This is a genomic window from Streptomyces sp. NBC_01481, assembly GCF_026339995.1.
In the GTDB taxonomy this organism is placed as follows: domain Bacteria; phylum Actinomycetota; class Actinomycetes; order Streptomycetales; family Streptomycetaceae; genus Streptomyces.
In genome coordinates, this window is sequence record NZ_JAPEPT010000004.1 from 849,902 (window position 1) to 875,676 (window position 25,775).

The following is a 25,775-nucleotide window of genomic DNA, read 5'->3' on the forward strand; positions in this document are numbered from 1 at the left end:
TTCACTCCTTCCGCGGCCCGGCCCTAGGCGGGGCTGCCGTCGGTGCGGCGGGCGCGGACGGTCGCGGTCAGCCGCAGGCGCCGTCCGGCCACACCCTTGAGCTTGGTGACACCGTGGGCGTAGCGGTCGACGGTCGCGGTGGCCTCTACGGCGATCTCGTCGCCGTCGGCCTCGGCCCTCGCCACGGTGAACGTGACAGGTGCGCGGACACCATGTGCGGTCAGCAGCCCCGGCAGCGCCCAGGCGCCGGCCTCGTCCAGCTCGGCCCCGGTCGATGTGAACGTGATGTCGGGGTAGTCGGCGGTGTCCAGCAGCGCCTTGGACAGGACCTGGCGGTCCCGGTTCTTGTTGCCGGTGTCGAAGCTGGCCGCGTCGGCGACGGCGTCCACCCGGCTGCCGGTGAGCGGCTCGGCGAGGGAGACCGTGCCGCCGCGCAGCCGGAAGCTGCCGCGCACGGTACCGAGCCCGAACATGTGCTTGGTGGTGAAGGTGATCTCGGAGTGGGGGACGTCGATGGCGTACTGTCCCGGCGTTGGCGTTGCGGTGGTCATGATGACCTCCTCATAACTTGACCATTCAAGTCAAACTCTAACCCTGCCAGCTTGAACACTCAAATGAAGCTTAGGTCGGTTGTTCAGGCGAGGCCGAGCTGGGCGGCGATGACCGTGCCGGAGGGGTAGCAGTCGAAGCGCTTGATCTTGCCGTCGACCAGCTCGAACACGTCGCAGCAGGGGGCGTCCATGCGCTTGCCTGTGGGCGGGATGGTCCCGGCGGGCAGCTCCAACGGGCCGAGGTGGGTGCCCTGCAGCCTCAGCTGCACGATCACGACGTCGCCGGTGACGTAGAACCGCTCGAGCTCGCGGTGCATGTCGGGAAAGGCCTTGGCGTAGACCTCGACCGTCTTCCCGAGTTCGTCGGCGCCGCGGTAGGTGTACGGGATCGACATGTCGGTGAAGGTCCCGTCCTCGGTGAACGCCGCGACCCAGCCGGCGACATCCTGCTCCTCGGCGACCTGGTACGCGCTGCGGATGATCTTCTCATTGTCGAGCGACATTTCAACTCTCCTCTCGCAATGGCGATGCTTTCTGCATTCACTTTAACATTCAAGTCAATGTCGCGCGCAAGCCCTGCGATGGCATCGAAGTTCCAAGAAGGAGCTAGAAGGTCGCTTGACGTGTCAAGTCAGCACGCGGGCGAGTCGATACGCTGCAGGATGCGCTCGGCATCCTGGCCGAGGCGGCGCAGGCGCTCGCCGGAGAGGTTGTCCACGACCAGGTGACGGACGTAGGCCACGTGCGCCGGAGCGGCGGACTCGAGCTTTCCCATGCCGACGGGCAGGAGGATGGCGTTGGTGAAGCGCCCGTCCGCCGGGTCCGGCTCGCGGCGGACGTAGCCGCGGCTCTCCAACCGCTTGACCATGTGCGAGAGCCGCGACAGCGACGTGCTGGTGTTCTCGGCGAGCACGCTCATGCGCAGGGTCCACTCGGGGGCCTCGGACAGCATGGCCAGGGTCATGTACTCGACCATGCTCAGGTCGGCGTCGCGCTGCAGCTGTGTGTCGATGGCCCACGGCAGGCGGGTCATCAGGCGTACCACCGACAGCCAGGAGGTCAGCTCGCCGGGGGCGAGCCACAGGTCCGCATGCTCGTCTGCCGGCGCCTGGGGCGCCTCGTCCTGGGGGGTCACTCTGGGAGCGTATCAGCCGCACCATGCGGATGACATGGGTCAGTCTTGGGGCTCCTTGATGGGCGCCATTACTTGAATGTTCATGTGATGACGACGTACGCTCAAAGTTGAATGTCGAACATCCTGAATCGAGGGGAGGCACCTGATGCCCGGACTGCTGACACCCACGGTCGAGGTGCGACGGGCCGGTGAGCGGCAGACGAGTCGGCTGTCATGGCTCGACTCCAAGCACTCGTTCTCACTCGGCACCGGTCGGCCGGATCCGGCCAACACGCACCACGGCCTGCTGCTGGTCAACAACGAAGACCTGGTGCAGCCCGGCACGGGCTTCGAGACGCACCCTCACCGGGACATGGAGATCGTCACCTGGGTGCTCCATGGCTCGCTCGTCCACCAGGACTCCGGCGGCCACTCCGGCGTGATCTACCCCGGCCTCGCCCAGCGGATGAGCGCCGGAACCGGCATCCTGCACTCGGAGAAGAACGACACCTACCGGCTGACCGGCGAGCGCCCCACCAACCCCGTGCACTTCGTCCAGATGTGGGTCCTGCCCGACGAGGCGGGGGTCACGCCCGGCTACGAGCAACTGGAGATCGACGACGAACTGCTCAGCGGGTCGCTCTTCACCGTGGCCGCGGGCATGGACCGACACCGGGACGCGACCGCGATCCGGATCCACAACCGGCACGCCGCCCTGCACGCGGCGCGGCTGCGCCCCGGGCAGCAGGTCACGCTGCCCGAGGCGCCGTTCCTGCACCTCTTCGTCGCGCGCGGATCGGTGGACATCGAAGGTGTGGGCGTCCTCGCCCAGGGCGACGCAGCCCGCTTCACCGCCACCGGTGGACAGGGTGTCGCCGCCGTCGAGCCGGCCGAAATTCTCATCTGGGAGATGCACGCCGCCCCCACCCTCTGATGGGTCGGCCGAGCGCGGATCGTCGACGAGGACGGATGGTCATCAAGCAAGGGGATCGGTCGACTGGGTGAGGGCATATCAGGTATTCGGACCCCTGCGCGGCGACGTCCAGGACATCTGAGACATCGGAGCTAGAACTGGTTCAACGTCAACGGAAGGGAAGGCTGAGGATGACCACTGCAATCGTAGGGGTCGGCAACATCGGAAGTGCCGTCGCCCGGCATTTGGTAGCCGGGGGCGAGAGGGTCGTCCTGGCGGGGAAGGGCGCGTCGCGTGCGGAGGAGCTCGCGGACGAGCTCGGGCCGCTTGCACGCGCCGCGTCCGTGCAGGACGCGATCACGGGTGCCGACACCGTCGTGTTCGCCATCTGGCTGGATGCCATGAGGGAGCTGATTCCGCAGGTCCGACCGCTGCTTGAGGGCAAGGTCGTGATCGATCCGTCGAACCCGATCGCGTTCGACGACAAGGGCCAGGTCGGGCGGTCGCTGCCCGAAGGGCAGTCGGCAGGATCGGTGATCGCCGCCCTGCTGCCTGCGAACGCCCACTACGTGAAGGCGTTCGGCACCCTGGGCGCCGATGTGCTCACGGCAAGCGCGAACCGCTCGCCGCGCCGTGCGGCGCTCTTCTACGCCACCGACGACAGCAGCGCCGCAGTGACGGCCGAGCGGCTGATCCGCGCGGCCGGCTTCGACCCGGTGAAGGCCGGCGGCCTGGCCGACGCCGAACGCATCGAGGCACCCGGAGGTGACCTGCACCAGTTCGGGCTCAACGGCCAAGTCGTCGACCTCGACCAGGCGCGGGCCGAGCTTGACGCCGGCCACCAGTGAAGCGAGACGCGAAGGAGCGGAGCAGAGCATGACCGCGGCGGCGTGATCCTCGGAAGCACCCAACCCGGTGCGCCCCACGGGGATGGGCGCGGCCGGGGGCGGGGTCTTGGGTGGTCAGGCGAGCTCTACATCGTCCGGGGCGCCGGTCCACTCGACGCCGTTCTGCGCGCGCACGAACACCGTGGCCAGTCAGGGTGAGGCGCGTTCGCGAATCCATGACGCGGCCAAGGTTGTCCAGGTCTCCACGTCCCCCGCGCCTTCGGCCAGGCCGAGACTGTGCGGCCCGTGCGCGAACACGTGAACGGCGTGTGGGACGTTGTGGTCCGCCAGCGCGGCAGCAAGTCGGTAGGTGTGTTCGGGAGGGACGTAGACATCCTCCGCGGTGTGCCACACGAAGAACGGTGGTGACTCAGACGTCACTAGTGCATCCAAGGATGTGGAGCGTCGCAGCGCGGGGCTGGCGTTCTCCCCCAGCAGGATCAGTCTGGCGGGGCGGTAGGTCTCGGTCTCCATCGACGTGATCGCATATCCGAGGACCACGAACTGCACGGGTTGCCCCTCGGCACCAGGTTCGAGGGCCGCAAGGCCGGCCAGGTGACCGCCCGCGGAGAAGCCCATCAGACCGATGCGCTCCGCTCCACTCGCGCGGAGGCGCCGGATCTCGGCACGGAGGGCATCGAGTGGCACCGGGTGCCTGGCGTTGAGCGGATAGCGGAAGACGCTCGCCTGCACACCGAGCCCGCTGAGCCAGTCGACGATCGGCTCGGCCTCGTGCGGCGCATGCTCGGTGTACCCACCGCCCGGGAGGACGATCACGTGAATTCTTGCCACTGGCGGTCCCTCGGCTCCAGTAGCTGCGGCTAGGGCGCCACGGCAACCGCGGACGCGGCCCGCTTGATGAGGTCGGCCACAGCAGCCGGTTGTGACACGAAGATGGAATGGCTGCCCACGGCCTCGACGGTGGTCGAGCCGGCTCGGCCGGCCATCGTGCGCTGGGCAGGCGGGGGGATCATCTTGTCCTCGGTGGTGAACATGTACCAGCTCGGCTTGGTCCGCCAAGCGGCCTCCGTGACCTGCTGGCCGAGGGCGTCCACCCCCCAGGGGACCTGCGAGTCGGCCATGAACGCGGCCTGGTCGGCGGACAGGTCACCGGCGAACGCTGCGTGGAAACTGTCCCGGTCGAGGAAGAGGAAGCCATCCTTGGGCGGCAGGATCGGCGGTCCGGGCACGTCGGTGGGGAAGCCGCCGAGGAGCGTGTTGACCGACTCGCCCGCGTCCGGCACGAACCCCGCGATGTAGACCAGAGCCGCCACGTTCGGGCTGGTGCCCGCTTCGGTGATGACTGCGCCGCCGTAGGAATGACCGACCAGCACGACCGGGCTGTCCTGCGCGTCGATGATCAGCCGCGCTGCGGCGGCGTCGTCCCGCAGCGACAGGGTCGGGTTCTGCACCACGCAGACGCGCCGTCGCGGGTGAGCAGGTCGTAGACCGGCCGCCAGCCGGACCCGTCCACGAAACCGCCATGTACTAGAACGATTGCGGGCCTGTCAGCCATGGAAACGGTGTCCTTTCGGTGGAGCCGAAGGTGTCGACTCACCAAGCAAATCTCGACCGGGCGGCCACCGCACGCTGAGCCCCGCCGGGAGGCAGCTGAAAGACGGGCTTCGCCTGCGCCTCCTTCGGCATCACCGCGGCCCGCCACCCGGACTGCGCAACACCGCCGAAGCCGTCATCGGCGCCGTCACCGGCTCCCGGCAGTTTCCACCCAGTCAGATATGGCAGCCGGGAGACGTTTGTCAGTTTTGAAGGCAGCAGCCAGGTTGCTGTGTCTGTCAGCGCCTGCAGACAGGATCACCGGCATGACACCGTTGCTTCTCACCGACATCGAACGAGCCGCTCGCAGCAGTTGGAGTGCGCCGCTGCCCACAGCCGTCGACCCGCAGCAACACTTCGGGTACCTCCGTCCCGGCGGTGATGCTGCGTCAGCCCAGCGCGCGGTCGAGGTTGAAGGCGGCGCTGATCAGCGAGAGGTGGGTGAAGGCCTGGGGGAAGTTGCCCAGCTGTTCTCCGGTCGGGCCGATCTCCTCGGCGAACAGACCGAGGTGGTTGGCGTAGGTGAGCATCTTCTCGAAGGCGAGCCTGGCCTCCTCGAGCCGGCCGGCGCGGGCCAGCGCCTCCACGTACCAGAAGGAGCAGATCGAGAAGGTGCCCTCGGGGCCGTGCAGGCCGTCCGGGCTGGCGGTCGCGTCGTAGCGGTATACCAGCGAGTCGGAGACCAGGTCCGTGGTGAGCGCGTCCAGGGTGGAGAGCCACTTGGGGTCGGTGGGCGAGATGAACTTGGCCATCGGCATCATCAGCAGCGAGGCGTCCAGCACGTGGTCGTCCAGCCCCTGGACGAACGCCCCTCGCTCGGCCGACCAGCCGCGCCGCATGATTTGCCGGTAGATCGCGTCCCGGGACTCCCGCCAGCGGGGCAGGTCCGCAGGCAGACCGCGGCGGTTCGCCATGCGCATCGCGCGCTCCAGCGCCACCCAGCACATAAGCCGCGAGTACACGAAGTTCCGCCGGCCCGCCCGGGTCTCCCACACCCCTTCGTCGGGCTGGTCCCAGTGCTCGCACAGCCAGTCCACAACGGCACCGACCTCGTCCCAGCGGTCACTGCTGATCGGCTGCCCCCACTTGTCGTAGAGGTAGATCGAGTCGATCAGCGCACCGTAGATGTCCAGTTGGAGCTGGCCGGTGGCGGCGTTGCCCACCCGGACCGGTGCGGAGCCGAGGTATCCCTCCAGGTGCGGAAGCTCATATTCGGGCAGCTCGATGCGCCCGTCGATGCCGTACATGATCTGCAACGGACCGCTCTCCCCCGTGCCCCGCAGAATGCCCCGCTCGGAGATGAACCCCATGAACGCCTCGGCCTCCGAGGTGAACCCCAGGCGCAGCATCGCGTAGACGCAGAAGGCGGCGTCGCGGACCCAGACATAGCGGTAGTCCCAGTTGCGCTCGCCGCCGATCTGCTCGGGCAGGCTGGTGGTCGGTGCGGCGACGATCGCACCGGTCGGCGCGTAGGTGAGCAGCTTCAGCACCAGCGCGGAGCGGTGCACCATCTCCCGCCACCGCCCGTGGTAGCGCGAGGCGGCCAGCCAGTTGCGCCAGAACCGGACGGTCGCCTCGGCCTGCTCCTGCGCCTCGGCGCGCGGGCACGACCGGGGCGGGACGTCGTCGCCGATATGGTCGAGGGCGAACACGTTGGACTCGCCCTCAAGGAGCTTGAAGCGCGACCACACGTCCAGGCCGTCGGTTTCCAGGGGTGCGGTGGCGGTCAGCGCGAGCGTCAGTGACGGGGAGCGGAACACCGCCGTGTGGCCTTCGAGGTGCGTGGTGTGCGCTTCGGCGCCGTAGCCGAAGCGGGGGGCGATCCGCGCCCTGAACGGGAGGGTTCCGCGGACACAGATCACCCGCCGGATCAGCCGGTGCCGGGCCGCTTCGCGCGACTCATCGACCACGGGCATGAAGTCCTGGATCTCCGCCACCCCGTCCGCGGCGAAGAACCGCGTGATCAGCACATTCGTGTCGGGGAAGTAGAACTGCCTGGTGCGGGTCGGGACCTCGGCGGCCAACTCGAACGACCCGCCCCGGTCGGCGTCGAGGATGGACCCGAAGACGCTGGGCGCATCGAAGCGCGGGCAGCAGTACCAGTCGATGGTGCCGTTCGTGCCGACCAGGGCGGTCGTACGGAGATCGCCGATCAGGCCGTGCTCGGAGATCGGGATGTAGCGGGAGTTGCCTGCCTGCTCGAAACCAGTCGTGTCGAACGCCATGTCGGCCTCCCCGCCGCTGCCGCGCGGGCTCGGAGATGAAGCTTGCCTCTTAATGCTAGGTCGCTACTCGATGCGGGCTTGGCGGAGCCGTGCCGACAGGATGCCGGCCGCCTCGTCCCAGGCAGCCTGCCAGCGCTTCTGGGTGTGGCTGACGGGGCCGATCCGCGGAGGAGGTCGAGGATGTCGGTGAGCAGCGCGGCATGCGCCGAACAGCGCCGGGGCATCGCCTCCAGCAGGTCCCCGGCGCCGACGATCATGAACGGCAGGACCAGCCTCTGCGGCTCGGCGAGCGCGAAGGGAGTCCTCGACAGCCCGCTCGGCTTCCCGTTGCTCCCCGAGTGCGTGGTGCGCAAGCGCGGTCAGGACCTGGGCTTCGACCACCGTGGCGCTGTGGACGGCGGGCGCGGTTCCGTCGAGGCTGGCGTTGCCGCAGTCAGGTCCGCTGTCGGGTCGCCCTCTGCCAGACGGATGACAGCTTGGGCGTTGCGGATCTCGCCGGTGTCGGTCCGCGGGGCGTCGAGCGTCTCCAGGATCGCGCGGGCTTCGCGCTGGACCTGGGCGATCGCCGGCTGGTGTCCCTCGTCGCGACGGTCGGCCCAGGCACGCACCAGCGACGACTGCCCGCTTCCCGCCGACGCGGTGGTGATCGTCACCGGTCCGGCGGGCGCCTGGTCCAAGGCAGCCACCAGTTCGTCCCTGTCGATGAGCCGCGACCGGCCGGTCCCACTCAGGTCGCGGCGGGGTGTCCGCGCTTGTTCGCCTGCGGTCCGCGACACAATCCACTCGGCATCAGGTGTGTAGGTGGCCTGCCAGCGACGCCGAATCACCAGGTTCCGGTGATGAGCACTCACCTGCCTCGGCGCGAGTCTGACCCCGTGGCCCCTCAGATCTAGACCGCCAGAGACGAACGGAGCAGACGATGAGTGATCGAGTGGCGTTCGTGGCCGGGGCGGGCGGTGTCCTCGGCCGGGCGGTCGGGGCAAGGCTGGCCGACGCCGGGTTCACCGTGGTGGGGGTCGACCGTCTCGCGTACGCCGATGCGGTGCCGACCACGGCGCTGGCGGTGACCACCCAACTCTTCTGTGACTGGGCCTCGCCGCTGGCAGGCCCGGCGCGCGAGGTCATCTGCTGGTACTTCGACGAGGTGCCGAAGCTGACGGACCAGGTGGGTGTCGCGGAGGCGGAAAAGCTCGCTGTGGCGGCTGCCAAGGAAGGGCAGTGAGATGACGGGCCGTCTGGCAGGAAAGGTCTGCGTCGTCACGGGCACGGGCGGCAGCATGGGACGCGCCACCGCGCTGGCCTTCGCCCGGGAGGGCGCGCTCGTCGTCGGTTGCGATGTGGCGGTCGAGCCGGCGGAGGAGACGGTCGGGCTGGTCCGGGCGGCGGGCGGCTCGATGGTGTCCCTGCAACCGTGCCGTCTGTCCGATCCCGCCGAGTGCTCACGGCTCGTCGATGTCGCGGTGGGCGAGTTCGGCCGGATCGACGTGCTGTTCAACCTCGCCGCCCGCAACCGCTTCGCCTGGATCGAGGAGGTCACCGACGAGGACTGGGACGGCGCCCGCCGGGACGAGGTCGACCTGGTCTTCTACCTCACCCGTGCGGCCTGGCCGTACCTGAGGGCCAGTCGCGGCGTGGTGGTGAACATGGCCTCCCTGAACGGCTCCCTCAGCTTCAAGCTGCTGCCGTCGCTGTCCCACACGACGAACAAGGCCGCGGTCATCGGGATGACCCGTCAACTGGCCCTGGAGGGAAGCGAGCACGGAATCCGCGTCAACTCCATCTCGCCAGGCCTCATCGAGAGCAACGCCACCCGAGGAGACCTGGCCGACGGCGAGTGGGCCCGCCAGATGACCAGCCGCACACTCCTCGGTCGGTTCGGCCGCCCCGAGGAGGTGGCCAACGTCGCGCTGTTCCTCGCGTCCGACGAGAGTTCCTACGTCACCGGCATCGACCTGGTCGTCGACGGCGGCATGAAGGTCTGGTGACCGGCGCCGTACCAAACTCCTCGCAGCCATGAAGGATCAATCGACAGGAGACCATGATGACCACCACAGACCCGAAGCCGGGCCGGTATGACATCGATGCCCTGCGCTCCCAGATCAGCTTCACCACCAAGCACATGTTCGGACTCGGCACAGTCCGCGGCAGCTTCCGACTGCGCGGCGGCACCGTCTCCCTCGCCGAGCCGCTGACTGCGACCCGCGTTGACGCCGTCGCGGACGCGGCCAGTTTCGACACCGGCAACAAGAACCGGGACCGCCAAGTCCTGTCCAAGACGCTGCTGGACACCGCCACCTACCCGGACATCGTCTTCACCTCCATCGGGGCCGAACAGGACGAGGCCGGCGCGTGGACGCTCCAGGGGCTGCTCACCGCGCACGGTGTCCGAGAACCCGTCACCTTCACCGTGGCGAAGGCCGAAGTCGACGGGGAGGAGATCGCGGTGGAGGCCACCGCGACCGTCGACCGCTACGCCCACAGCATCACCAAACTCAAGGGCATTGCCGCGCGGCGCCTGCAGCTGACTGCGACCGTCCGCGCCCGACGCACCGACAGCAGCCCCGCCTAGCGCCCCCGCTGCGGAAGGAGTCAACGTCATGAGCACCCTCAAGATCGGCATCATCCTCGGCAGCACCCGCCCCAACCGCAACGGCGAACAGGTCGCGAAGTGGGTTCTCGATATCGCCTCGCGCCGTAACGACGCCACGTTCGAGCTCATCGACCTCCGCGACCACCCCCTGCCGCACCTCGACGAGCCGCTCCCGCCGATGCTCGGCCAGTACGAGCACGAGCACACCAAGCAATGGGCGGCCAAGATCGCCTCGTTCGACGGGTTCGTCATCGTGACACCCGAGTACAACCACGGCATCCCCGGCTCACTGAAGAACGCCATCGACTTCCTCTACGCCGAGTGGAACAACAAGGCGGTCGGCTTCGTGTCCTACGGCGGTGTCGGCGGCGTCCGGGCCGTCGAACAGCTGAGGCTCGTCGCCGGCGAGCTCCAGATGACCGACGTACGCCAGCAGGTCACGCTGTCGATGATCACCGAATTCGAGAACTTCAGCGTCTTCAAGCCCGGCGACCACAACCTGCCCGCCCTGAACACGATGCTCGACCAGGTCATCGCCTGGAGCACCGCGCTCGCACCGCTGCGCATGGCCTCGGCCGCCGCAGCCTGAGCCACCCGCCGGGCTCCGTTCACCCATTTTGCGGCGTACAAGAAGTCCCGCCATGTCCTACGAGCCGAGACGTCCCATTGCACCGAGAAGGCACGCCTGTCCGCAGATGATCGGTCCTGCGGGTGCCCCGGCCGTGCGAATCACCGTGATCCGGTGATGCCTCATCACCCGCCTGGTGGAAAGGATCGCAGTGGCCCGCCTCCCGGGAGGAGGCCGCCGACCGAAGGGAGATCCTCCGTGAGCACGGAACAGCGAGAGAGCCTCGAAGCAATCCTGCGGCAGCCTTCCCCGCCGCCAGCGACGTCGATGAGTAGCGGCGCTCGCGTCACCGCCTAGCGCAAGGCAGAACCCGCTCTGTCCCCACAGCTCATCCTCCCAGCGCATAACCCGGACCGTTAACGACAGGAGTTCGACATGAGCGAAGCACTCGACCGGAACGCGAAGACCATCGCAGAGTTCCGAGCGAACGAGGGCAGGGTCGGCGGGGTCTTCGAGGGCGCTCCGCTGGTCCTCGTCCATCACCGCGGCCGCAAGAGCGGGCAGGAGCACGTCAGCCCGACGATGTACCTCCCGCACGACACCGAGCCGGACATCGTCTACGTTTTCGCAACCAAGGGCGGAGCACCCACCAACCCGGATTGGTACCGCAACCTGACCGCCGCCGGTGAGAGCACCATCGAACGCGGCACTGCGACGTACCAGGTGACCGTCCGCGAACTGATCGGCGCCGAACGCGACCGCATCTACGCCGAGCAAGCGCGGCGTTACCCCGGCTTTGCCGAGTACGCACGCCAGACTGCCGGAATCCGCATCATTCCCGTGCTCGAACTCCGGCGGGCGTAGCCCACATCCCTGTCAGTTTCAGCGAGTCGAAGGAGAGAGATCATGCCCAGGGCGGTCAGGTACGACGAGTTCGGCGGGATCGACGTGTTGCGGGTCGACGAGGTGGAACGCCCGGTGCCCGGGGACGGGCAGGCCCTCGTACGCGTGAAATCGGCCGGCATCAACCCCAGTGAGGCGGCCATCCGCACGGGGGCGGTGGCTGACCTGTTCCCGTCGACGTTCCCGTCCGGGCAGGGCAGCGACCTCGCCGGGGTCATCGAGGAGGTCGGCGCGGGGGTTGCTGGATTCTTGCCCGGCGACGAGGTGATCGGATTCACCCAGAAGCGGGCCTCCCAGGCCGAGTTGGTCCTGGTCGAGGCCGGTGACCTCACGCGCAAGCCGGAGAAGGTCTCATGGGAGGTGGCCGGCAGCTTGTACGTCATCGGCGTAACGGCGTGGGGGGCGGTACACGCCGTCCAGCCCAAGGACGGCGAGACCGTCGTCATCTCCGGAGCCGCCGGGGGAGTCGGCTCGCTCGCCGTCCAGCTCGCGCGCCGTACCGGGGCCACGGTCATCGGCCTGGCGAGCCAGAGCAACCACGAGTGGCTGAAGAGCCACGACGCGATCCCCGTCGCGTATGGCGAGGGCATCGCGGACCGCATCAGGGCCGCCGCGCCCAGCGGCGTGGACGCCTTCATCGACACCTTCGGCCACGGGTACGTCGAACTGGCCCTCGCCCTCGGCGTCGCGACCGATCGGATCGACACCATCGCCGACTTCGCGGCCGCCGAGAAGCACGGGGTGAAGACTGACGGAGGGGTCGCGGCCGGGCCGGGCGCCAAGGTGCTCGCCGAGCTTGCCGGCCTGATCGCCGACGGACACCTCGAGGTGCCGATCGCCAACGTCTACCCGCTGGATCAAGTCCGCGAGGCCTACACCGAGCTCGAACGCCGCCACACCCACGGCAAGATCGTCCTCAGGCCCTAGTACTCCATTGAGACTTCTCCATTTGTCCTGGTCAACGGCCTGGTGGCGGGGAGTGTAGTGAGGCTGTGGCATGGGTGGGATGCCACACGCTGCGCTTCATGCTCGTCCCGCAGCTCCGCGCCGAGCTCGAAGTCCGGCTGCTGGCGCATCCTCGCCGACAAGAAGCCCGGCAAGGACGACCTGCGGCCCGAGCTGAAGGCGTGCCACGCCTTCCTCCAGCCCGGCGACACCCTGGTGGGCGGTCGGCTCATCATCCACGTCTTCGCCGCCCTCGCCGAGTTCATCCGGGAGCTGATCGTCTCCGGCACCCGCGAGGGCTTGGCCGCAGCGTGGGTGCGCGGCAGGGTCGGCGGCCGGCCCACCGTCGTTGACCTAGACGTCATCCGGGCCGCCCGCGACATGCTGCCCAACCCGGAGCACTCGATCACCTCGATCGCCAAGCTCCTCGGGGTCAGCCCCGGCACCCTCTACAACCACATCCCCGACCTGCGCGAACTGCGCGCCAGCCGCATCCCCGCCCAGATCGGAGGCGTCACCCGACGATCCCAGGTGAGTTCCGGCTCAAGGGCGGCGCGCTCCAGCTCGGCGCCGAGGAGCCCGGCCAGCCCGGACCGTTCGGCACCTGGGCCGAGGAGGACAACCAGGAGCAGGTGGAGCCCGAGGCCGAGCTCTGGTGCTGAGCACCAGGCGGCCCGGGGCGGCCCCAAGCACCCCGGACGGTGCGCGACCCTGGAGACGTGGCCCGCATCCGCTACGCCCGGATCAGGCCCATGCCGTCGGCACACGCGGATGAGGTCCTAACGATCCATCAGCTGGATATTGGCGAGGCACGTATGCGAAGGCTGTGGTAATCCGTCCGTGACGAGAGATCGGAATGGGGGACTCCGAACAAATCAGCCAGCATCCCGGCGGTGCTCTCGGGCGCGATCACGCTCAGCTGAGGGCATCGGGGGCCAGGTACGGGGTGAGGTCGAAGGAACGCGCAGCAGCCCTGTTCGGCCGTGGCGAGCACCACGAGCTGCCTGGCGAGCTCGGCGTCCGGTGGGAGGACAGCCGCAGCCCGTCGTCGGTCTGCTCGCGCTACTCGGCCAGGGCGCCGAGCGTGCAGGCGACCGGGGCGTCCCGCCACGCGTCCACGTGTCGTCAGACCGCTGACGTTAAGTCGACTCGAAGGTCAAGCTTCGACCACCGCCGAACCGCCCGAACCTGTACAGGGACGGTTGGCCAGGTCGCATCCGCGTGCGAGTTCGCCTACCTGGGCCGCCACGATTCCGCGAACCCACGCACTTCCGCGTTCGACCTGCTCCAGCACGCCAGTACCGAGTTGCTGACCTGGTCCTACGCGGAGCGCCGCGCCGCACTGGAGTCAGTGTTCCAGGGCCACGGGCTTCAGGCTCCGTGGGCGCTCACGCCGTCGACGTCCGATCGCGCCCTGGCCGAGGAGTGGCTGACCGAGTGGACCGCGGTCGGGGTGGAGGGCCTGGTCATCAAAGGCCTCGACCAGACGTATCAGCCCGGCCGGCGAGGCTGGCTGAAGTACCGCACCCGCAACACCGCTGAGGCGGTCATCGGCGCGGTCACAGGCAGCGTCATACGGCCGGAGACCGTCCTGCTGGGCCGCTACACCACCGATGGGCGCTTCCTGCTGGTCGCCCGCAGCACACCCCTGGCGCCGCGGCTTCGTGCGGAGCTCGGCGGCGGGCTGCTCACCCCCGCAGGCGCCGACCACCCCTGGCACGACGTGCACTTCACGTCGCACTGGGGCAGCCGCGAACCGCTCGCCTTCACCCCGACGACGTCCCGCTGTATGGCGCGGAACCTCCTTCCGCCGACCCGGACCGGCCGGCGGCGGAATGACGCCCGGCTGAGGTCAACACCGCTGGCCCGGGCTTCGCCCGTCCGTGGGGTCTCACGTGCGCCACGGTCGCCGAACCCAGCATCACAGGTGGGGGTCAGTGTTCTCTGAGACGTCGCGCTCTGTCGTCCGCCTGCCTATTTCGAGGACAGAGGAATCCCCCAAGGGCGGTTGTTCCTCGCCCGGGGGCGGTGCGCCCTCTGCCCCGCAGGGCGCGGGGTGCTGCGCGAGTGTCAGGCGTGGCGGCGGCGCAGCACAACGAACGCCGCGGCGGTCAGTACCACGGTGAGGGTGAGGACGATACCGGTCTCGACGAGCTGGATCGGCCAGAAGTGCGAGGAGGGGTGGAAGACGGCGTACCACTCCGTGACCTCGCCCCCCGCCCGGCACTCGGCCCGTGCCCGGCCGGCAGGGTCCCAGCACATCAGAGCCTGGATGCGTTGGTCCGTGGAGGTCACCACGCCGTTCTCAAGCTGCCAGATGCTGCTCGCGACTTCGGGGCGGGGGCCGCTCGACGCGAGGTCCACGGACGGCCACAGCTGGTCCCGCCAGCGGTCGCAGAGCCACATCACGAGACCTGTGACGGCGAGGGCGATGCCTCCGGCGGGCAGGGCGCGTCGCAGCAGCACGCCTGCCAGCGCGCCGACGGCCAGGGCGAGCAGACAGTAGGCGAGGCCCGCCTGGCCGAGTGCCAGGAAGACGTCGTTCATGTACCACTCGTCGCCGAGTGCCGTCGCGCCGGCGTGCCGGGCCCAGCGGTAGAGCAGGGACAGCAGTGCCGTGCCGGCGGTGATGAGCAGGGCGGGGAGCAGGAGTTTCGCGGCGAGCCAGCGCGCCGGGGTGACGGACTGGGTCCAGGACAGGGCTGCGGTGCCGCGCTCCAGCTCGCGGCCGATGAGAACACCCTGCGTACACGGCGACGGCGAGCGGCAGCCAGGCGATCATCGTGGCGGCCAAGCTCATGTTGCCGACGTACTCAAAGACGGCGGTGCCGGCGAAGTCCTGGCAGGGCGGCATGTCCGTGTCGGATGATCCGCAGGGTCCGGTTGCCTGTGCAGCCTCCAGGCCGACCGCCCGCAGCAACAGGAGGCCGGCGGCACCGGCGGTGAGGAGGCCGGCGGCGACCAGCAGCGCGCTGCGGTGCAGGCGCAGGACCGCCCAGGTCAGGCCGCGGGGGGCAAGGGCAGTGAGAGCGTTCATGCTGCTGCCACCCCCGCGCTCGGGGTGAGCAGTGCCGGGGCTCCGGGGCTGCGGAGATGGGCCATGAGCAGTTCCTCCAGGGATGGCTCTGCCGTCTCCCACCTCTCGTGCAGGGTGCCCTCCGGCCGTACCAGCGCGGTGAGCTGACGTCCTGTCGTGCGGGATTCGACGACTATGTGGGGGCGAGGTCGGCTACCGGGCCGGTGAGCAGGGTGTGGGCGCAGAGCAGGTCATCCGTCTCACCGGCGAGTCGGATGCGGCCGCCGTCGACGAGGAGGACGTAGTCGCATGTCGTCTCCAGCTCGGTGAGGATGTGCGAGGAGATCACGACGGTGGTTCCGTGCTCGGCGGCCTCGGCCAGCAGTATGCCCATCAGCTGGTGGCGGGCGAGTGGGTCGAGATCCGCCATCGGCTCGTCCAGCAGCATCAGTTCGGGGCGCTTGCCAAGAGCGAGCGCGAGTTCTTCGGCATTGACCTGGCGGTCGCCCCGCTGGCCGAAGTCCGTGCGCAGCGCCGCCGCACCCCGGTGCGCGGCGGCGCCCACGTGCTGGAGCCGCCACTTCGTTTCGTGTTGCTCGCCGAGAGCAAACCTGGCTGGGCGCGGCTGTGCCGCCTGACTTCCGCAGCCCACCGGCAGCTGCACGGCGTGCCGCCCGTACTGTCCTGGGAGGCGCTGCGCGAGCACGCGGGCGAAGGGCTGATCGCCCTGCTCGGCCCGGCCTCCGAACCGGTCCGCGCTCTGTCCGCGGGCCGTCCGGACATTGCCGAACAACTGCTTGCCCCCTGGCGCGAGATCTTCGGGACCGGGCTTCGGCTGGAGGTCGTGTGGCACGGCCTGCCCGGCACAGGTCCCGGCTCGCTGCGCCTGGCCGCCCGCACCCTCAAGCTCGCCGACCACGCCCACGTCCCCGCCGTGCTGACCAATGCCACCCGCTACGCCGATCCCGCGGCCCCCTCACCCGCCGCGACCTGCTGCTCAACATCGCCGAACTCCACCGCCAGTACCGCGGCCGCCCCCTCGACGACGGGCAACTCCCCCTCCACACCGACAGCGAAGCGACCGGGCAGGCCGCCGGGCTGCCGGAAATGACCAGCCGCGAAACCCTCAGCTCGGAACTGCAGGTCCTCGGCATCGACGTGTCCCAGCACCTGATGGACCACCACCATCAACTGCTGCGCGAACTCGGCGCCACCGACGCCGCCCACCTCCGCGCCCTGCACCCGGGCCAGCACGTCCTGGTCGCCGGTGTCCGCGCCTCCACCCAGACCCCGCCCATCCGCTCGGGTAAGCGGATCATCTTCGTCACCCTCGAAGACGGCTCCGGCATGGTCGACCTCGCCTTCTTCGAAGACAGCCACGACGCCTGCGCCCACACCATCTTCCACAGCGGACTGCTCCTCGTGCGCGGCACCATCCAGCGCCGCGGCGGCCGCAACACCATCACCGGCACCATGGTCTGGGACCTCGACGCCCTCGCTGCCGCCCCCCGCGACCACGGCCCCGAAGCCGTCCACCGCCTCCTCGGACCCGACGCCACCCCCGCAACACCCACAGCCAGGGACCAAGCGCCACAGCGCACGATCCCGCAGGAGACCGGAGCCGAACTGCACCCGTGGGCAGACCTGCAGCCGGCCGGGCAGCGCTCCGCCGACCTCAAAGCCCTCGGCTACACCAGCCCGGGAAGCGCCGGGTGAGCGCTCCGACCGAACGCCGCATCCTCCACAACGCGCCAGTGGAGCTCTGCCACTGTCCCGTCTCGCAACGTTCTCGCTGTCTCACGTGACCTTGTTGGCATCGCGGCTGGTCTCAGAACCTGTTTCCGGACCCCAAAAGATGCAGGTCAGCGTCACGGATCGGAATCGGTGAAGAGATGGCGCCGTTCGCGGAATCATCACGGTGACGCGTGCGCGAACGGATCGGCCGGGCCCTCTGGTTCACGTGAGGCGGAAGTCAAAACCTCCACTGTCCCGTCTCGCGAGAATTTGCCTGCGTCTCACCCGGTCTTGTTCGGTTTGTGGACAGGAGACAAAGTCGTCTGAGACAGCTGTCCTGTCTCAGCAGGGGTAGCGACCCTGAATAATGCTGATCATGCCTTCCTTGGTCGCTCCAGCGATACCCGTCGGCGCCCTTGCCGCCTCCGGTCAGCCGACTCTGCCTATCGAGGGTGGCGCGCTGCTGCGTCCCTGGCGGATCGCCGATGCCGAAGCCGTGGCGGAGGCGTTTCAGGATCCGGAGATCCAGCGCTGGCACGTGCGTAGGGCCGACTCCGTGGAGGAGGCACGGGAGTGGATCGAGGGCTGGCGAAGCAGTTGGCACAGCGAGTCGGGCGGCCACTGGGCTGTGGCTGGAGTCGATGGCGACAGGCTTCTGGGGCGGGTGTCGCTGAAGTCGTTGGATCTGGCGGATGGCAAGGCCGAGGTGGCGTACTGGATGGTGCCGGCTGCCCGCGGTCGCGGCGTCTGCACCTGTGCGGTGATGACGCTGACGCGCTGGGCCCTGGAGCACGGCCGTTTCCATCGCCTCGAACTTGAGCACTCGACGGGCAATCAGGCTTCATGCCGCGTGGCGGTCAAGGCCGGCTTCGAGGAGGAAGGCGTCCGCCGCGGGGCGGCGCTGCATGCCGACGGCTGGCATGACATGCATCTTCATGCCTGCGTCTGGCAGGGGTGACCGTCAGCGGGTGTGTCTCAGCTCGTATTGTCGCTGACCTTTGCTTTTCTCACGTGGCTTTCCCTCTCTGGGGCGGTTTGAGGACGAATCGGTGGTGGGCGGCGGCCGCTCGTGGCCAAGCACAACGCGACCACCACCGTCTCGTCCGCCGACACGGCTGGCAGACCGTGATGATCGCCATGCGCGAGGCAACTGACTGGTGTTCACGCTGGTGGAACAGCCGCAGGTTCCACCGCGCCCGCGACCGGCGAATGGAAACCCTCACCACTCCCGGATGGGCGACCCACCGCGACGACCCGCGGCCTGTTGCCAGCAGCTACCCCGACATCGTCGCCCTCACCGGGCTCCTGGCCTCACCGACACTCCGGAGCCTGCCCTTCACAGGCACCGTCGGGAACTTTCGCCGGTTCATCAAGGAAGTACGTGAGCGCGCTGCCCCCGGCTATCGCTACGAAGGCGCCGGAGCAGCCGATCCGCTCGTCCGCTGGATCGAGGAAGAGCGGTACTACCGCACCCTGTTGAACCATCCGTGGCCAATGCCGAACGAGCCTCGGACGCATGAACCGAAGACGCTGGATGATCTCGCTCGTCGGGTCGACTCCCTCCTTGCCCGAGGCGACCGGCGACGTTTCGTCAACTGCGGCGACCGGTTCGAGGCCACCTACCCGACCGCGCGATTCTGCTCAATCTCATGCAGGTCGCGTAATTGGCGGCTCCAACAGATTGATCGGGCCAGCGGGCCTGCGGAGTCGATGAAGTGCCCAGTCTGCGGGGTTACTTGGACCGCCGGCAACGACCGGCGCCAAGGGGCTCGCTACTGCTCACACCGATGACGGCAAGTTGCATGGCGTCAAAGACAGCTCACCGGCAACACCAAGTGAGACGATCTCGCGGAAATGCAGCTGGGGGGCAACATCAACTGAGACTCCGGCTCGAACCCGTCTCGCATGTCCTTGCATCCGCCCAGCTCACAGAGCCAGCCACTGGCAAGATCGAATGAGAGGGGACATCCACGGAGGTCTTGGTCCAGGGCCGTCTGCTCCCAGTTCAGGGGAGTGCTGCCGGGTCCAGCGAGCGCCCGGGGTTCCGAAACAGGTTGTCACGGCGGAGTCACCCCGCGGGGGAACCCATGGCGCAGACGACTACGGGCCTGTTCCCAATGCCCAGGAGGCCGCCTTCTGTGCGGCCGCGATGGCGTTGTTTACGGTTCGTGACAGCGGTTGTTCACGGGTTTGGGAGTCACCCGGAATCCCTGTTGGGTGATGTTCACGAGTTTTGACAGCACCGCGGTAGTTGCCACGGCAGCATCAGGATGCTGGCTGATCGTCACGTCAGCTCGTCGGAGCGGCCGGCTTCGATGCGGGACCATTGGGCGATGGGGCGTCCGTTCGTACGCCAGACCTCGGGGTTCTTAGCGTCACCCCAGGGCTGGGGCCAGCCGTCGGGGGAGTCCTCCCACGTCTCCTGGCGTCCGTAGACGGTCATGTCCAGCAGCCCGTGGGTGGGGGCCATGATCTCGACGCCGCGGCCGCCGGTGTAGTACGTCTCGAACACCCGATCGCCATCGCGGACGTAGCACACGAGGTGGTGACGCTGCCAGTCACGACCCTCCAGCAGCTGCGCCGCCGTCTTCTCGACCGAGTACCACGGCATGTCCAAGCCCAGGAAGTTCCGGTAGCGGACGCTGGCCTCATACGGGCCCTTGCAGAGCGTGGCGTACGTGACGTCGCGGGAATGGATGTAGGACAGCTCGCGGACCTGGCAGTTGAAGAACGTGCAGCCCTCGCACTGCTCCGCGGCTGGCCGACTGGGCCACCAGGCGTGGAAGTACGCGATCAGCTGCCTGCGGCTCTCGAAGACGTCGAGGATCGTGACCGGCCCCTCAGGACCGATCACCTCGATGGTGGCGTCGACCTCCACCATCGGCAGCCGCCGCCGCGCCGCCGCGATCGCGTCCCCTTCGCGGGTGTGCGCCTTCTCCCGTGCCAACAGTGCGTCCCGCGCCTGGTGCCAGGTCTTTCTGTCCACCACAGGCGGGAGGGCCGGGCTAGATCCGTGGTCGTTCATGATCGCCTCCATGCGTTCATTGCAGTTTTGCCCACCGCGCTGACCACCGTGCGCGGTGGGATGAGCAGGGCTACCTGCGGTTCTACAACCAAGAACTGCCCCGCAAGATCACCGAGCTCACCTGGCGGCGGCTGATGGATCCCGTGGACCAGTCTCATGGGCTCGTGGCGGTAGTTGGCGAACGCGTGATTGGGTTTCGTGCACTACCACTTTCATCTGACCACGTTGTCAGCGAACGAGAAGTGCTGTCATGCGGCATCGTCCGGCAGCTCACTGGCCAACTTAACGGCGGCGCCGTCATTTCTCGTGAATATTCCCGAGTGAGTTGATCACCACCTGTCTCCGGAACCCATCAACAAACGCTGTTCCTAGAGGTGAACGAAGCCAGCCGCGAGCCCTCCCGCGGGCATTGATACAGGATTCTCTGAATTCAGGTCCGCAGATGCGTAGCTATGGCGACCGCTTGCGAGGCCGTCCTCATCGCGCGTGCGCGGCTCTCACAGCTCGTGTCGCATACGAACAGGACGTGACATAGATGGTGAAGATGTGGCATTGGCCGTGAAATGTGCAGGGGTACGGGTGGTCGGACGGCCCCATAGGAAGGTGTGGTGGCTGAGGTGGCGGAACCTACGACGGACAGTCAGGCCAGCGAGAGTGGCGACAGTTCCGTCGAGCTCGGCGGCTACCAGCAAGAGCTGAAACGGACGCTCGGCTCCTTTCAGGTGTTCGCGATCTCGTTCGCGTTCATCTCGGTGGCGGTCGGCATCTTCGCGACATACGACGAAGTGCTGCTGACCTCGGGGCCGGTCGGGATCTGGCTCTGGATTGTCGCGGCGCTGGGACAGACCCTGGTGGCGTTGGTGGTCGCGCAGTTCGCCGCCCGCATCCCGCTCAGCGGCTCCTCCTATCAATGGGCCTCGCGGCTGGCCAACCCGAAGGTCGGCTGGGGGTTTGGGTGGCTGACCTTCTGTTACCTGGCGATCGGCGTGGTTGCCGTCGACAATGCGCTTGCGAGCCAGGCGTTCATGCCGCTCGTCGGCATCGAGCCGGACGAGGGCACCGCGCGCGTGATCACCATCGTGGTGCTGCTCATCCAGGCCCTGCTCGCCATCGCCTCCACGCGCATCGTCAGCTTGATCAACTCGGTCGCGGTCGGGCTCGAACTGGCACTCGTCGTGGTGGTGGCGGTCGCGCTCGTCATTGCTGTGGCGGTCACGGGCGACGGCGCAGCCGGCAACCTCACCTCGCGCGGCGTCACAGCGAACGCTTCCGACTACTTCACGGTCGGCGGCGGGGTGATGCTCGCGATGATCATGGGCCTCGCCACTCTCGTCGGCTTCGACTCCGCGGCGAACCTGTCCGAGGAGGCCAAGGATCCCCAACGCAGCGTCCCACGCGCGATCGTGGGATCGGTTGTGGCGGCCGGACTGCTGGGCATGCTGTTCCTGATCACGCTCACCATCGCGATCGACGACATCCCCCGGATCACCGCCAGTGGATCACCGGTCGCGGCGATCATGCGCGATCAGCTCGGTCCGGTGGGGGAGAGGACGCTGCTGGTCGCGATCACGATCGCGTTCTTCGGCGCCGGGATCGTGGTGATGGTCGCGTGCTCGCGGATCATCTTCGCGATGTCGCGTGACTCACGTTTCCCTGCCCACCAGCTGATGCGGCGGGTCGATCCGCGCACGAAGACGCCGATCCCGGCGACGATCTTGATCTTCGCCCTGGGGGTCATCCTGATGGTCGTGCTGCCGGGTGCCGCGCTGCTGGAGCTGGTCACGGCGTCAACGATCCTCCCGGCGATCACCTATGGCTCGACGATCGTCCTCTACTTGGCGGTGCGCAAACGATTGGCTCGCAAGAAGGGCGCGTTCGACCTCGGGCGTTTCGAGCTGCCGGTCGCGATCTGCTCGCTGGTGTGGACGCTCGTCGCGCTGTTCGTGCTGGCGGCACCCCGGGAGGCGCTCGTTTCCGTCGTGATCGTGGTCTGCCTGCTCGGCGCGGGCGGGCTGTTCTTCCTTCTTATGCTGAAGTCCAACCGTGCGGCGCTGGAGACCGAGCCCGGAGAGGTGAGCGCCTTCAAGGATTGATCTGCAGGCGGCCGCCGAAGTTCGAGCGGACCGAACCGCGTCCCGTGTGCACCGTAGGCGCCACGGTTGCGTGATCAGGTGACGTTGGCCCAGTTGGCCGGGGCGGAGACTGATTCTCACGCGATGTTTCGGTCAGCGACGGCATCGCGCGTGGACGGAGGACCATGAGCGAGCCTTCCAGGGCCGCCACCATGGCAAAGGGGAACCGGTCGACCTCAAGACAGAGCGCAACGTCATCAGGATGGACTCCTTGGCGCACCCCCTCCGCCAGTTCGGCGGCGGCGCGCGACTCGGCAGCGCGGCGGAGGAACTCAGCTGCATCCGTCCCAGCTTCGGTGGCCCTCCGAGCGATGTATTGAGCGCACGCCAGATCTTCATCGGCCTGCCCGTCTTCGCCAGTGACCACGAACGTGACACTGTCACTCTCGTGCGTCCGCAAGAGCTGAGCCGTTGCCTCCGCCACCACGAAGCTGGCGCACAGCACCAGCGGCGCCTCCTTGACCGCGAGGGCGCCGACCGTCCCTGCCGTGGTTTTCTGCACAACGGTCCGTCCGCCAAGGTCAATGCACCGCAGCAGGCCCGGCGAGTTGACGGTGTCGAACCCGGGCGCGGGCGGACCGTCTTTGAGCGCCACCCAATCCGGGTGGCGGGCCTTGAGCGCCAGGGCTTCGTCCAGCGACTCAGCAAGAACGATCTTTTCCGCCCCCTGGGCAAAGGCCCAAGCAGCCACGGTGAAAGCACGCATGACGTCGACGACGACCGCCACGGACGGGGCTTCGACCAAATCAGCGATGCCAAGGAATCGAGTGTCCATTCCGGTCATGATCGCGCATGCGCGACCCGAGGCACCCGGAGAGTGATACGCCTCACCGGTGGTGGAGGCGGCCAGTGAGCTCCTGGTCGTTGTAGAGGCGGATACGGATCGGCGGCCCGCGGCGAGAAACGCGCGCCGTGCCTCTTCAAGGCGCGTGTACTCACCCGCCATGTGGTCGAGCATCGCCGTGCGCCTGGCATCCATGGAATCCCGCAGCAGCACCTCCGCGTCCTCAGCGGACATCCCCAAGCGCTCCCGCAGGCAACTGACCGCCGCGGCGTGTGATCGCGCCAGCCCCTCGAACGCGACCTGCGGATCGGCCAGTAGATCATCCGATCGCGGCAGGTAGCTGGCGAGTGCCTCAACCAGCCCTGGGCGGGCAGCACGACGGCGGTCTGAGCCCTGCGCACGCTGTTGAGCGTGTACTGCAAGTTCCCCAGTGCCACGAGGGCGTCGTGCACGGGAGTGGTCACGTCCGCGCCGTGGCGGCTACGTTCCTCCGCCGGTTATGCGGCCAGGGTGTGGACTGTCGTGATCAGGTTCCAACTTGCGTGTCATGGCTCAGGTGCCTGGCCCCCTGTGCAGGATGGCCGCGAGGCAGGCGATCTTGGTGCCAACTAGGCACTGTCCGATGGGTCCGCTGCGCGATGACCCCAGCTGCTCGTTCTTGACAAGTGGCCCGGGCCAGGAGCTGGCAACGCCGTTAGGCTCCGATCAAACAGAACGGGGGATGATGGTGGAGCAATGGCCCGAGGGCCCCGTCGCCGATCCGGAAGCGGCGCGGGAGCGGTACAACTCTGACGCGCGGGCGACGCACAAGGCGTTGCGGGAGGTGGTCCGCGCCGATTTGGCCGCCGCGCATTTCGGTCTGGGAATCGTGGTCGTCGCCAGTGTGGTCGTGGGCTGTTTCGCAGCTCCCGTCGCCGGTGCGTTCGTGGTTGGAGCCTTCGCCGCACTGTTTCTTGTGGCGCTGGCGATCATGTTCCTTCGAGGCATTCGGGGTGTGGACGCGCTGCGCCGGGCCTACCTATTCACCTTTGGGTGGGCGACCTGGATCTAGGGCACTCGTTCGCGTGATGGACGGAGCCACAGCCTGATCGCGGCAACGGTGACGGTGCCATGGAAGATGTATGCACGCTTGTCATAACGCGTCGCCACAGCCCGGAAGTTCTTGAGCCGGTTGATAGTGCGCTCAACTTCGTTGCGACGCTTATAGATCTCCTTGTTGAAGCCGGTTGGCCTGCCGCCCTGGCTGCCGCGGCGTTTTCGGTGGGCCCGCTGGTCCCTCGGCTCCGGGATCGTGTGCTTGATCTGGCGTCTGCGCAGGTACCGGCGGTTTCGGCGGGATGAGTACGCCTTGTCGCCGCCGAGGTGGTCTGGCCGAGTGCGGGGGTGTCCGCCTTCCGGACGCGGTACCCGGATGCGTTCAAGGACCGCGATCAGCTGTGGAGCGTCGCCCCACTGGCCGGGTGTGATCACAAACGCGAGCGGACGACATCCGCCCTCACCGGTCAGGTGGATCTTGCAGGTCAGTCCGCCCCGGGAGCGTCCCAGGGCTTCGTCGGAGCGGTGTTGCCTCGGCCGGCTCCGCCTGCCGGGGATCCGAGGCGTGTCTGTGCGGGGACCTGTCGCCGATTCACCGCCAGAAACGTCACCCCCTGAGTGACGTCCCCGGAAGACGATCCCGCCGACTGCACCGACGGCACACGCCACTCCCGGCCCGGATAGAGCGACTTGGGCGTCAACCATCCACGATCGTGCGGGGGTTCACGAGGCGAGCGGATCCTCCGTCGCGGTAATGCGGGCCAGCAGCGTGCGGGCTTCCTGGATGCGGGGGTGGGCCGGATGCAGGAACTGCTCACAGGCGGTCAGCGCCTGACGGGCTGCAGCTTCTGCCTCACTGCGGCGGCCTACGCCATGCAGGGCTGCGGCGGTAGCCATGCTCAGAGTTCCGCATTGCGCACGGACCCACAGCGGCGTGAGCCGACCGGCCTCGGCCAAAGCCTCCTCGTGTCGGCCCTGCCCGCTCAGGCTGCGCACCAGGACCCGGTGCAGGGTGGCAGCCGTATTCCCCTCCGCGCGGGGCAGATTCCCGCGGGCGATGGCCTCGGCCTCTTCGTAGCGATCCTGCCCGCACAAAGCGGCTGCCAGACTGGCCAATGCGGAGACCTCGACCCTCCACACCTCGGTGAGGAGCGCGAGACGGGCTGCGCCGCGCAGTATGTCCTGCGCCTCGGCCTCCGCCTCCGTATGCCTTCCCTGGTCCACGAGGACCGACACACGGTTCCCCCGGACCGCCAGCAGCAGTGTCCGCTCGGCGCCAACGGCCCGCTCCAACTCCGCGATCAGAGTCTCCATCTCGGCCAGCACCTCGGTCCCGCGCCCATGAGCGGCCGCCGCCGCCGTGGCCAAGGCCCTGGCCAGCCACACCACCATGGGGCTCCGGCCCCAGACGCGCCGTGGCGCGGCCGCAAGAGCTCTCGCCCGGGCCTCGGCCTCCTCGTACTCGCCTGCCTCAACCAGGTCCCGGAGGCAGTCGAGCTCCCTCCCCTGCCAACGGGACACCCCGCACACCCCGCCCTCGGCCCAGCTGAGCCCCGAGCCGCCCCGCACCATTCGTATGAAACTCACAAGCCGTGAGATTACGGGAACCCAGGCAGTCTCGTCCCCGCGGTTCCACGGTCCCGAAAGCTTCACCGCCACCACCGGTCTCCGGCAACCAAACGTCGATCTGTGGGCTGCACCTGGGCGATGTCACACAGTCGCCGCCTGGAGGCACTAGGCCGTGTCTCCCCGATCAAGCGCGGTCTCCGGAACCTGTTCAAACACGGTTGGTGTGGCCA

The 25,775-nt window shown here is 68.1% G+C and carries 24 protein-coding genes and 5 pseudogenes; 16 read left to right on the forward strand and 13 right to left on the reverse strand.

Going from position 1 to position 25,775, the window contains the following annotated elements:
* Positions 1-23: 23 nt before the first annotated feature.
* From OOK40_RS25610 to OOK40_RS25620, 3 genes are all read right to left on the reverse strand, one after another.
* On the reverse strand, positions 24-551 hold the full coding sequence (locus OOK40_RS25610) for a YceI family protein (protein WP_266486307.1): 528 nt from the start codon (positions 549-551) through the stop codon (positions 24-26).
* An 83-nt stretch (positions 552-634) separates the two neighbouring features.
* A complete protein-coding gene (locus OOK40_RS25615; protein WP_266486309.1) occupies positions 635-1,054 on the reverse strand; it encodes a nuclear transport factor 2 family protein in 420 nt (139 codons plus the stop codon).
* 128 nt (positions 1,055-1,182) lie between these two features.
* Positions 1,183-1,686, reverse strand: coding sequence for a MarR family winged helix-turn-helix transcriptional regulator (locus OOK40_RS25620; protein WP_266486311.1), 504 nt, complete (start codon positions 1,684-1,686; stop codon positions 1,183-1,185).
* 145 nt (positions 1,687-1,831) lie between these two features.
* On the opposite strand from OOK40_RS25620, the gene OOK40_RS25625 reads away from it, so the two are divergent.
* A complete protein-coding gene (locus OOK40_RS25625) occupies positions 1,832-2,599 on the forward strand; it encodes a pirin-like bicupin family protein (protein WP_266486313.1) in 768 nt (255 codons plus the stop codon).
* 170 nt (positions 2,600-2,769) lie between these two features.
* On the forward strand, positions 2,770-3,426 hold the full coding sequence (locus OOK40_RS25630; protein ID WP_266486315.1) for an NADPH-dependent F420 reductase: 657 nt from the start codon (positions 2,770-2,772) through the stop codon (positions 3,424-3,426).
* Between the two features lie 189 nt (positions 3,427-3,615).
* Here OOK40_RS25630 and OOK40_RS25635 read toward each other — a convergent pair whose 3' ends face one another.
* The 4 genes from OOK40_RS25635 to OOK40_RS25650 all read right to left on the reverse strand — a co-directional run bounded on the left by OOK40_RS25635 (position 3,616) and on the right by OOK40_RS25650 (position 7,930).
* The gene (locus OOK40_RS25635; protein ID WP_266486317.1) at positions 3,616-4,257 is read right to left on the reverse strand and encodes an alpha/beta hydrolase; all 642 of its coding nucleotides are present in this window, start codon (positions 4,255-4,257) and stop codon (positions 3,616-3,618) included.
* A 29-nt stretch (positions 4,258-4,286) separates the two neighbouring features.
* The gene (locus OOK40_RS25640) at positions 4,287-4,925 is read right to left on the reverse strand and encodes an alpha/beta hydrolase (RefSeq protein ID WP_323136120.1); all 639 of its coding nucleotides are present in this window, start codon (positions 4,923-4,925) and stop codon (positions 4,287-4,289) included.
* A 483-nt stretch (positions 4,926-5,408) separates the two neighbouring features.
* Complete coding sequence (locus OOK40_RS25645) at positions 5,409-7,244, reverse strand: glycoside hydrolase family 15 protein (protein ID WP_266486320.1); 1,836 nt, start codon at positions 7,242-7,244, stop codon at positions 5,409-5,411.
* A gap of 359 nt (positions 7,245-7,603) precedes the next feature.
* The gene (locus OOK40_RS25650; protein ID WP_266486323.1) at positions 7,604-7,930 is read right to left on the reverse strand and encodes a hypothetical protein; all 327 of its coding nucleotides are present in this window, start codon (positions 7,928-7,930) and stop codon (positions 7,604-7,606) included.
* Positions 7,931-8,163: 233 nt separating this feature from the next.
* Here OOK40_RS25650 and OOK40_RS25655 point away from each other — a divergent pair, with 233 nt between their 5' ends.
* The 8 genes from OOK40_RS25655 (at position 8,164) to OOK40_RS25690 (ending at position 14,198) form a co-directional block, all read left to right on the forward strand.
* Positions 8,164-8,466 (forward strand): hypothetical protein, encoded by a 303-nt coding sequence (locus OOK40_RS25655; RefSeq protein ID WP_266486325.1) that lies wholly within the window; start codon positions 8,164-8,166, stop codon positions 8,464-8,466.
* A 1-nt stretch (position 8,467) separates the two neighbouring features.
* Positions 8,468-9,229: an SDR family NAD(P)-dependent oxidoreductase gene (locus OOK40_RS25660; protein WP_266486327.1), complete on the forward strand. Its 762-nt coding sequence runs from the start codon at positions 8,468-8,470 to the stop codon at positions 9,227-9,229.
* Positions 9,230-9,285: 56 nt separating this feature from the next.
* Entirely contained in the window at positions 9,286-9,813 is a 528-nt protein-coding gene (locus OOK40_RS25665) for a YceI family protein (protein WP_266486329.1), read from the forward strand.
* A gap of 28 nt (positions 9,814-9,841) precedes the next feature.
* The gene (locus OOK40_RS25670) at positions 9,842-10,423 is read left to right on the forward strand and encodes an NADPH-dependent FMN reductase (protein WP_266486331.1); all 582 of its coding nucleotides are present in this window, start codon (positions 9,842-9,844) and stop codon (positions 10,421-10,423) included.
* A 414-nt stretch (positions 10,424-10,837) separates the two neighbouring features.
* A complete protein-coding gene (locus tag OOK40_RS25675) occupies positions 10,838-11,266 on the forward strand; it encodes a nitroreductase family deazaflavin-dependent oxidoreductase (protein ID WP_108154087.1) in 429 nt (142 codons plus the stop codon).
* Between the two features lie 42 nt (positions 11,267-11,308).
* Positions 11,309-12,232, forward strand: coding sequence for an NADP-dependent oxidoreductase (locus OOK40_RS25680; RefSeq protein WP_266486336.1), 924 nt, complete (start codon positions 11,309-11,311; stop codon positions 12,230-12,232).
* A gap of 57 nt (positions 12,233-12,289) precedes the next feature.
* Positions 12,290-13,033, forward strand: coding sequence for a hypothetical protein (locus OOK40_RS35345; RefSeq protein WP_323136109.1), 744 nt, complete (start codon positions 12,290-12,292; stop codon positions 13,031-13,033).
* A 73-nt stretch (positions 13,034-13,106) separates the two neighbouring features.
* Complete coding sequence (locus OOK40_RS25690) at positions 13,107-14,198, forward strand: hypothetical protein (protein WP_266486339.1); 1,092 nt, start codon at positions 13,107-13,109, stop codon at positions 14,196-14,198.
* Positions 14,199-14,320: 122 nt separating this feature from the next.
* On the opposite strand, the gene OOK40_RS25695 is transcribed toward OOK40_RS25690, so the two are convergent.
* Positions 14,321-14,797, reverse strand: coding sequence for a hypothetical protein (locus tag OOK40_RS25695; RefSeq protein ID WP_266486341.1), 477 nt, complete (start codon positions 14,795-14,797; stop codon positions 14,321-14,323).
* Positions 14,798-15,283: 486 nt separating this feature from the next.
* Positions 15,284-15,747: pseudogene (locus OOK40_RS25700) on the reverse strand (ABC transporter ATP-binding protein); the annotation flags it as partial.
* A gap of 108 nt (positions 15,748-15,855) precedes the next feature.
* Here OOK40_RS25700 and OOK40_RS35350 point away from each other — a divergent pair.
* The 4 genes and pseudogenes from OOK40_RS35350 to OOK40_RS25715 form a co-directional block, all read left to right on the forward strand.
* Positions 15,856-16,050 (forward strand): annotated as a pseudogene (locus OOK40_RS35350) (hypothetical protein); the annotation flags it as partial.
* Between the two features lie 185 nt (positions 16,051-16,235).
* Positions 16,236-16,982: pseudogene (locus OOK40_RS25705) on the forward strand (OB-fold nucleic acid binding domain-containing protein); the annotation flags it as partial.
* Between the two features lie 394 nt (positions 16,983-17,376).
* Positions 17,377-17,958: a GNAT family N-acetyltransferase gene (locus OOK40_RS25710; RefSeq protein WP_266486343.1), complete on the forward strand. Its 582-nt coding sequence runs from the start codon at positions 17,377-17,379 to the stop codon at positions 17,956-17,958.
* 170 nt (positions 17,959-18,128) lie between these two features.
* Entirely contained in the window at positions 18,129-18,791 is a 663-nt protein-coding gene (locus OOK40_RS25715; protein WP_266486345.1) for a hypothetical protein, read from the forward strand.
* A gap of 493 nt (positions 18,792-19,284) precedes the next feature.
* On the opposite strand, the gene OOK40_RS25720 is transcribed toward OOK40_RS25715, so the two are convergent.
* Positions 19,285-20,025 carry a DUF899 family protein gene (locus tag OOK40_RS25720; RefSeq protein ID WP_266486348.1) on the reverse strand — a complete coding sequence of 247 codons (741 nt, stop codon included), beginning with the start codon at positions 20,023-20,025 and terminating at the stop codon, positions 19,285-19,287.
* A 608-nt stretch (positions 20,026-20,633) separates the two neighbouring features.
* On the opposite strand from OOK40_RS25720, the gene OOK40_RS25725 reads away from it, so the two are divergent.
* Positions 20,634-22,118, forward strand: a complete 1,485-nt coding sequence (locus OOK40_RS25725; protein WP_266486351.1) for an APC family permease — start codon at positions 20,634-20,636, stop codon at positions 22,116-22,118.
* 136 nt (positions 22,119-22,254) lie between these two features.
* Here the strand turns inward: OOK40_RS25725 and OOK40_RS25730 are convergent.
* Positions 22,255-22,932, reverse strand: a pseudogene (locus OOK40_RS25730) (2-phosphosulfolactate phosphatase); the annotation flags it as partial.
* A gap of 733 nt (positions 22,933-23,665) precedes the next feature.
* Here OOK40_RS25730 and OOK40_RS25735 point away from each other — a divergent pair.
* Positions 23,666-23,992 (forward strand): hypothetical protein, encoded by a 327-nt coding sequence (locus tag OOK40_RS25735; protein ID WP_266486353.1) that lies wholly within the window; start codon positions 23,666-23,668, stop codon positions 23,990-23,992.
* Here OOK40_RS25735 and OOK40_RS25740 read toward each other — a convergent pair.
* Together OOK40_RS25740 and OOK40_RS25745 are read right to left on the reverse strand one after the other, a co-directional pair.
* Positions 23,989-24,540: pseudogene (locus OOK40_RS25740) on the reverse strand (IS5 family transposase); the annotation flags it as partial. The gene OOK40_RS25735 and the pseudogene OOK40_RS25740 sit on opposite strands and share 4 nt — an antisense overlap.
* A 159-nt stretch (positions 24,541-24,699) precedes the next feature.
* Positions 24,700-25,563, reverse strand: a complete 864-nt coding sequence (locus OOK40_RS25745; protein ID WP_266486356.1) for a tetratricopeptide repeat protein — start codon at positions 25,561-25,563, stop codon at positions 24,700-24,702.
* Positions 25,564-25,775 lie beyond the last annotated feature (212 nt).

What these genes read in the sequence shown, in the direction of transcription:
- OOK40_RS25665 (WP_266486329.1), top strand. Translation starts at nt 9,286, where the DNA reads ATGACCACCACAGACCCGAAGCCGGGCCGGTATGACATCGATGCCCTG.
- OOK40_RS25645 (WP_266486320.1), bottom strand. Translation starts at nt 7,244, where the DNA reads ATGGCGTTCGACACGACTGGTTTCGAGCAGGCAGGCAACTCCCGCTAC.
- OOK40_RS25670 (WP_266486331.1), top strand. Translation starts at nt 9,842, where the DNA reads ATGAGCACCCTCAAGATCGGCATCATCCTCGGCAGCACCCGCCCCAAC.
- OOK40_RS25625 (WP_266486313.1), top strand. Translation starts at nt 1,832, where the DNA reads ATGCCCGGACTGCTGACACCCACGGTCGAGGTGCGACGGGCCGGTGAG.
- OOK40_RS25655 (WP_266486325.1), top strand. Translation starts at nt 8,164, where the DNA reads ATGAGTGATCGAGTGGCGTTCGTGGCCGGGGCGGGCGGTGTCCTCGGC.
- OOK40_RS25675 (WP_108154087.1), top strand. Translation starts at nt 10,838, where the DNA reads ATGAGCGAAGCACTCGACCGGAACGCGAAGACCATCGCAGAGTTCCGA.
- OOK40_RS25610 (WP_266486307.1), bottom strand. Translation starts at nt 551, where the DNA reads ATGACCACCGCAACGCCAACGCCGGGACAGTACGCCATCGACGTCCCC.
- OOK40_RS25710 (WP_266486343.1), top strand. Translation starts at nt 17,377, where the DNA reads ATGCCTTCCTTGGTCGCTCCAGCGATACCCGTCGGCGCCCTTGCCGCC.
- OOK40_RS25715 (WP_266486345.1), top strand. Translation starts at nt 18,129, where the DNA reads ATGATCGCCATGCGCGAGGCAACTGACTGGTGTTCACGCTGGTGGAAC.
- OOK40_RS25735 (WP_266486353.1), top strand. Translation starts at nt 23,666, where the DNA reads ATGGTGGAGCAATGGCCCGAGGGCCCCGTCGCCGATCCGGAAGCGGCG.
- OOK40_RS25615 (WP_266486309.1), bottom strand. Translation starts at nt 1,054, where the DNA reads ATGTCGCTCGACAATGAGAAGATCATCCGCAGCGCGTACCAGGTCGCC.
- OOK40_RS25720 (WP_266486348.1), bottom strand. Translation starts at nt 20,025, where the DNA reads ATGAACGACCACGGATCTAGCCCGGCCCTCCCGCCTGTGGTGGACAGA.
- OOK40_RS25630 (WP_266486315.1), top strand. Translation starts at nt 2,770, where the DNA reads ATGACCACTGCAATCGTAGGGGTCGGCAACATCGGAAGTGCCGTCGCC.
- OOK40_RS25695 (WP_266486341.1), bottom strand. Translation starts at nt 14,797, where the DNA reads ATGAACGACGTCTTCCTGGCACTCGGCCAGGCGGGCCTCGCCTACTGT.
- OOK40_RS25690 (WP_266486339.1), top strand. Translation starts at nt 13,107, where the DNA reads ATGGGGGACTCCGAACAAATCAGCCAGCATCCCGGCGGTGCTCTCGGG.
- OOK40_RS25660 (WP_266486327.1), top strand. Translation starts at nt 8,468, where the DNA reads ATGACGGGCCGTCTGGCAGGAAAGGTCTGCGTCGTCACGGGCACGGGC.
- OOK40_RS25680 (WP_266486336.1), top strand. Translation starts at nt 11,309, where the DNA reads ATGCCCAGGGCGGTCAGGTACGACGAGTTCGGCGGGATCGACGTGTTG.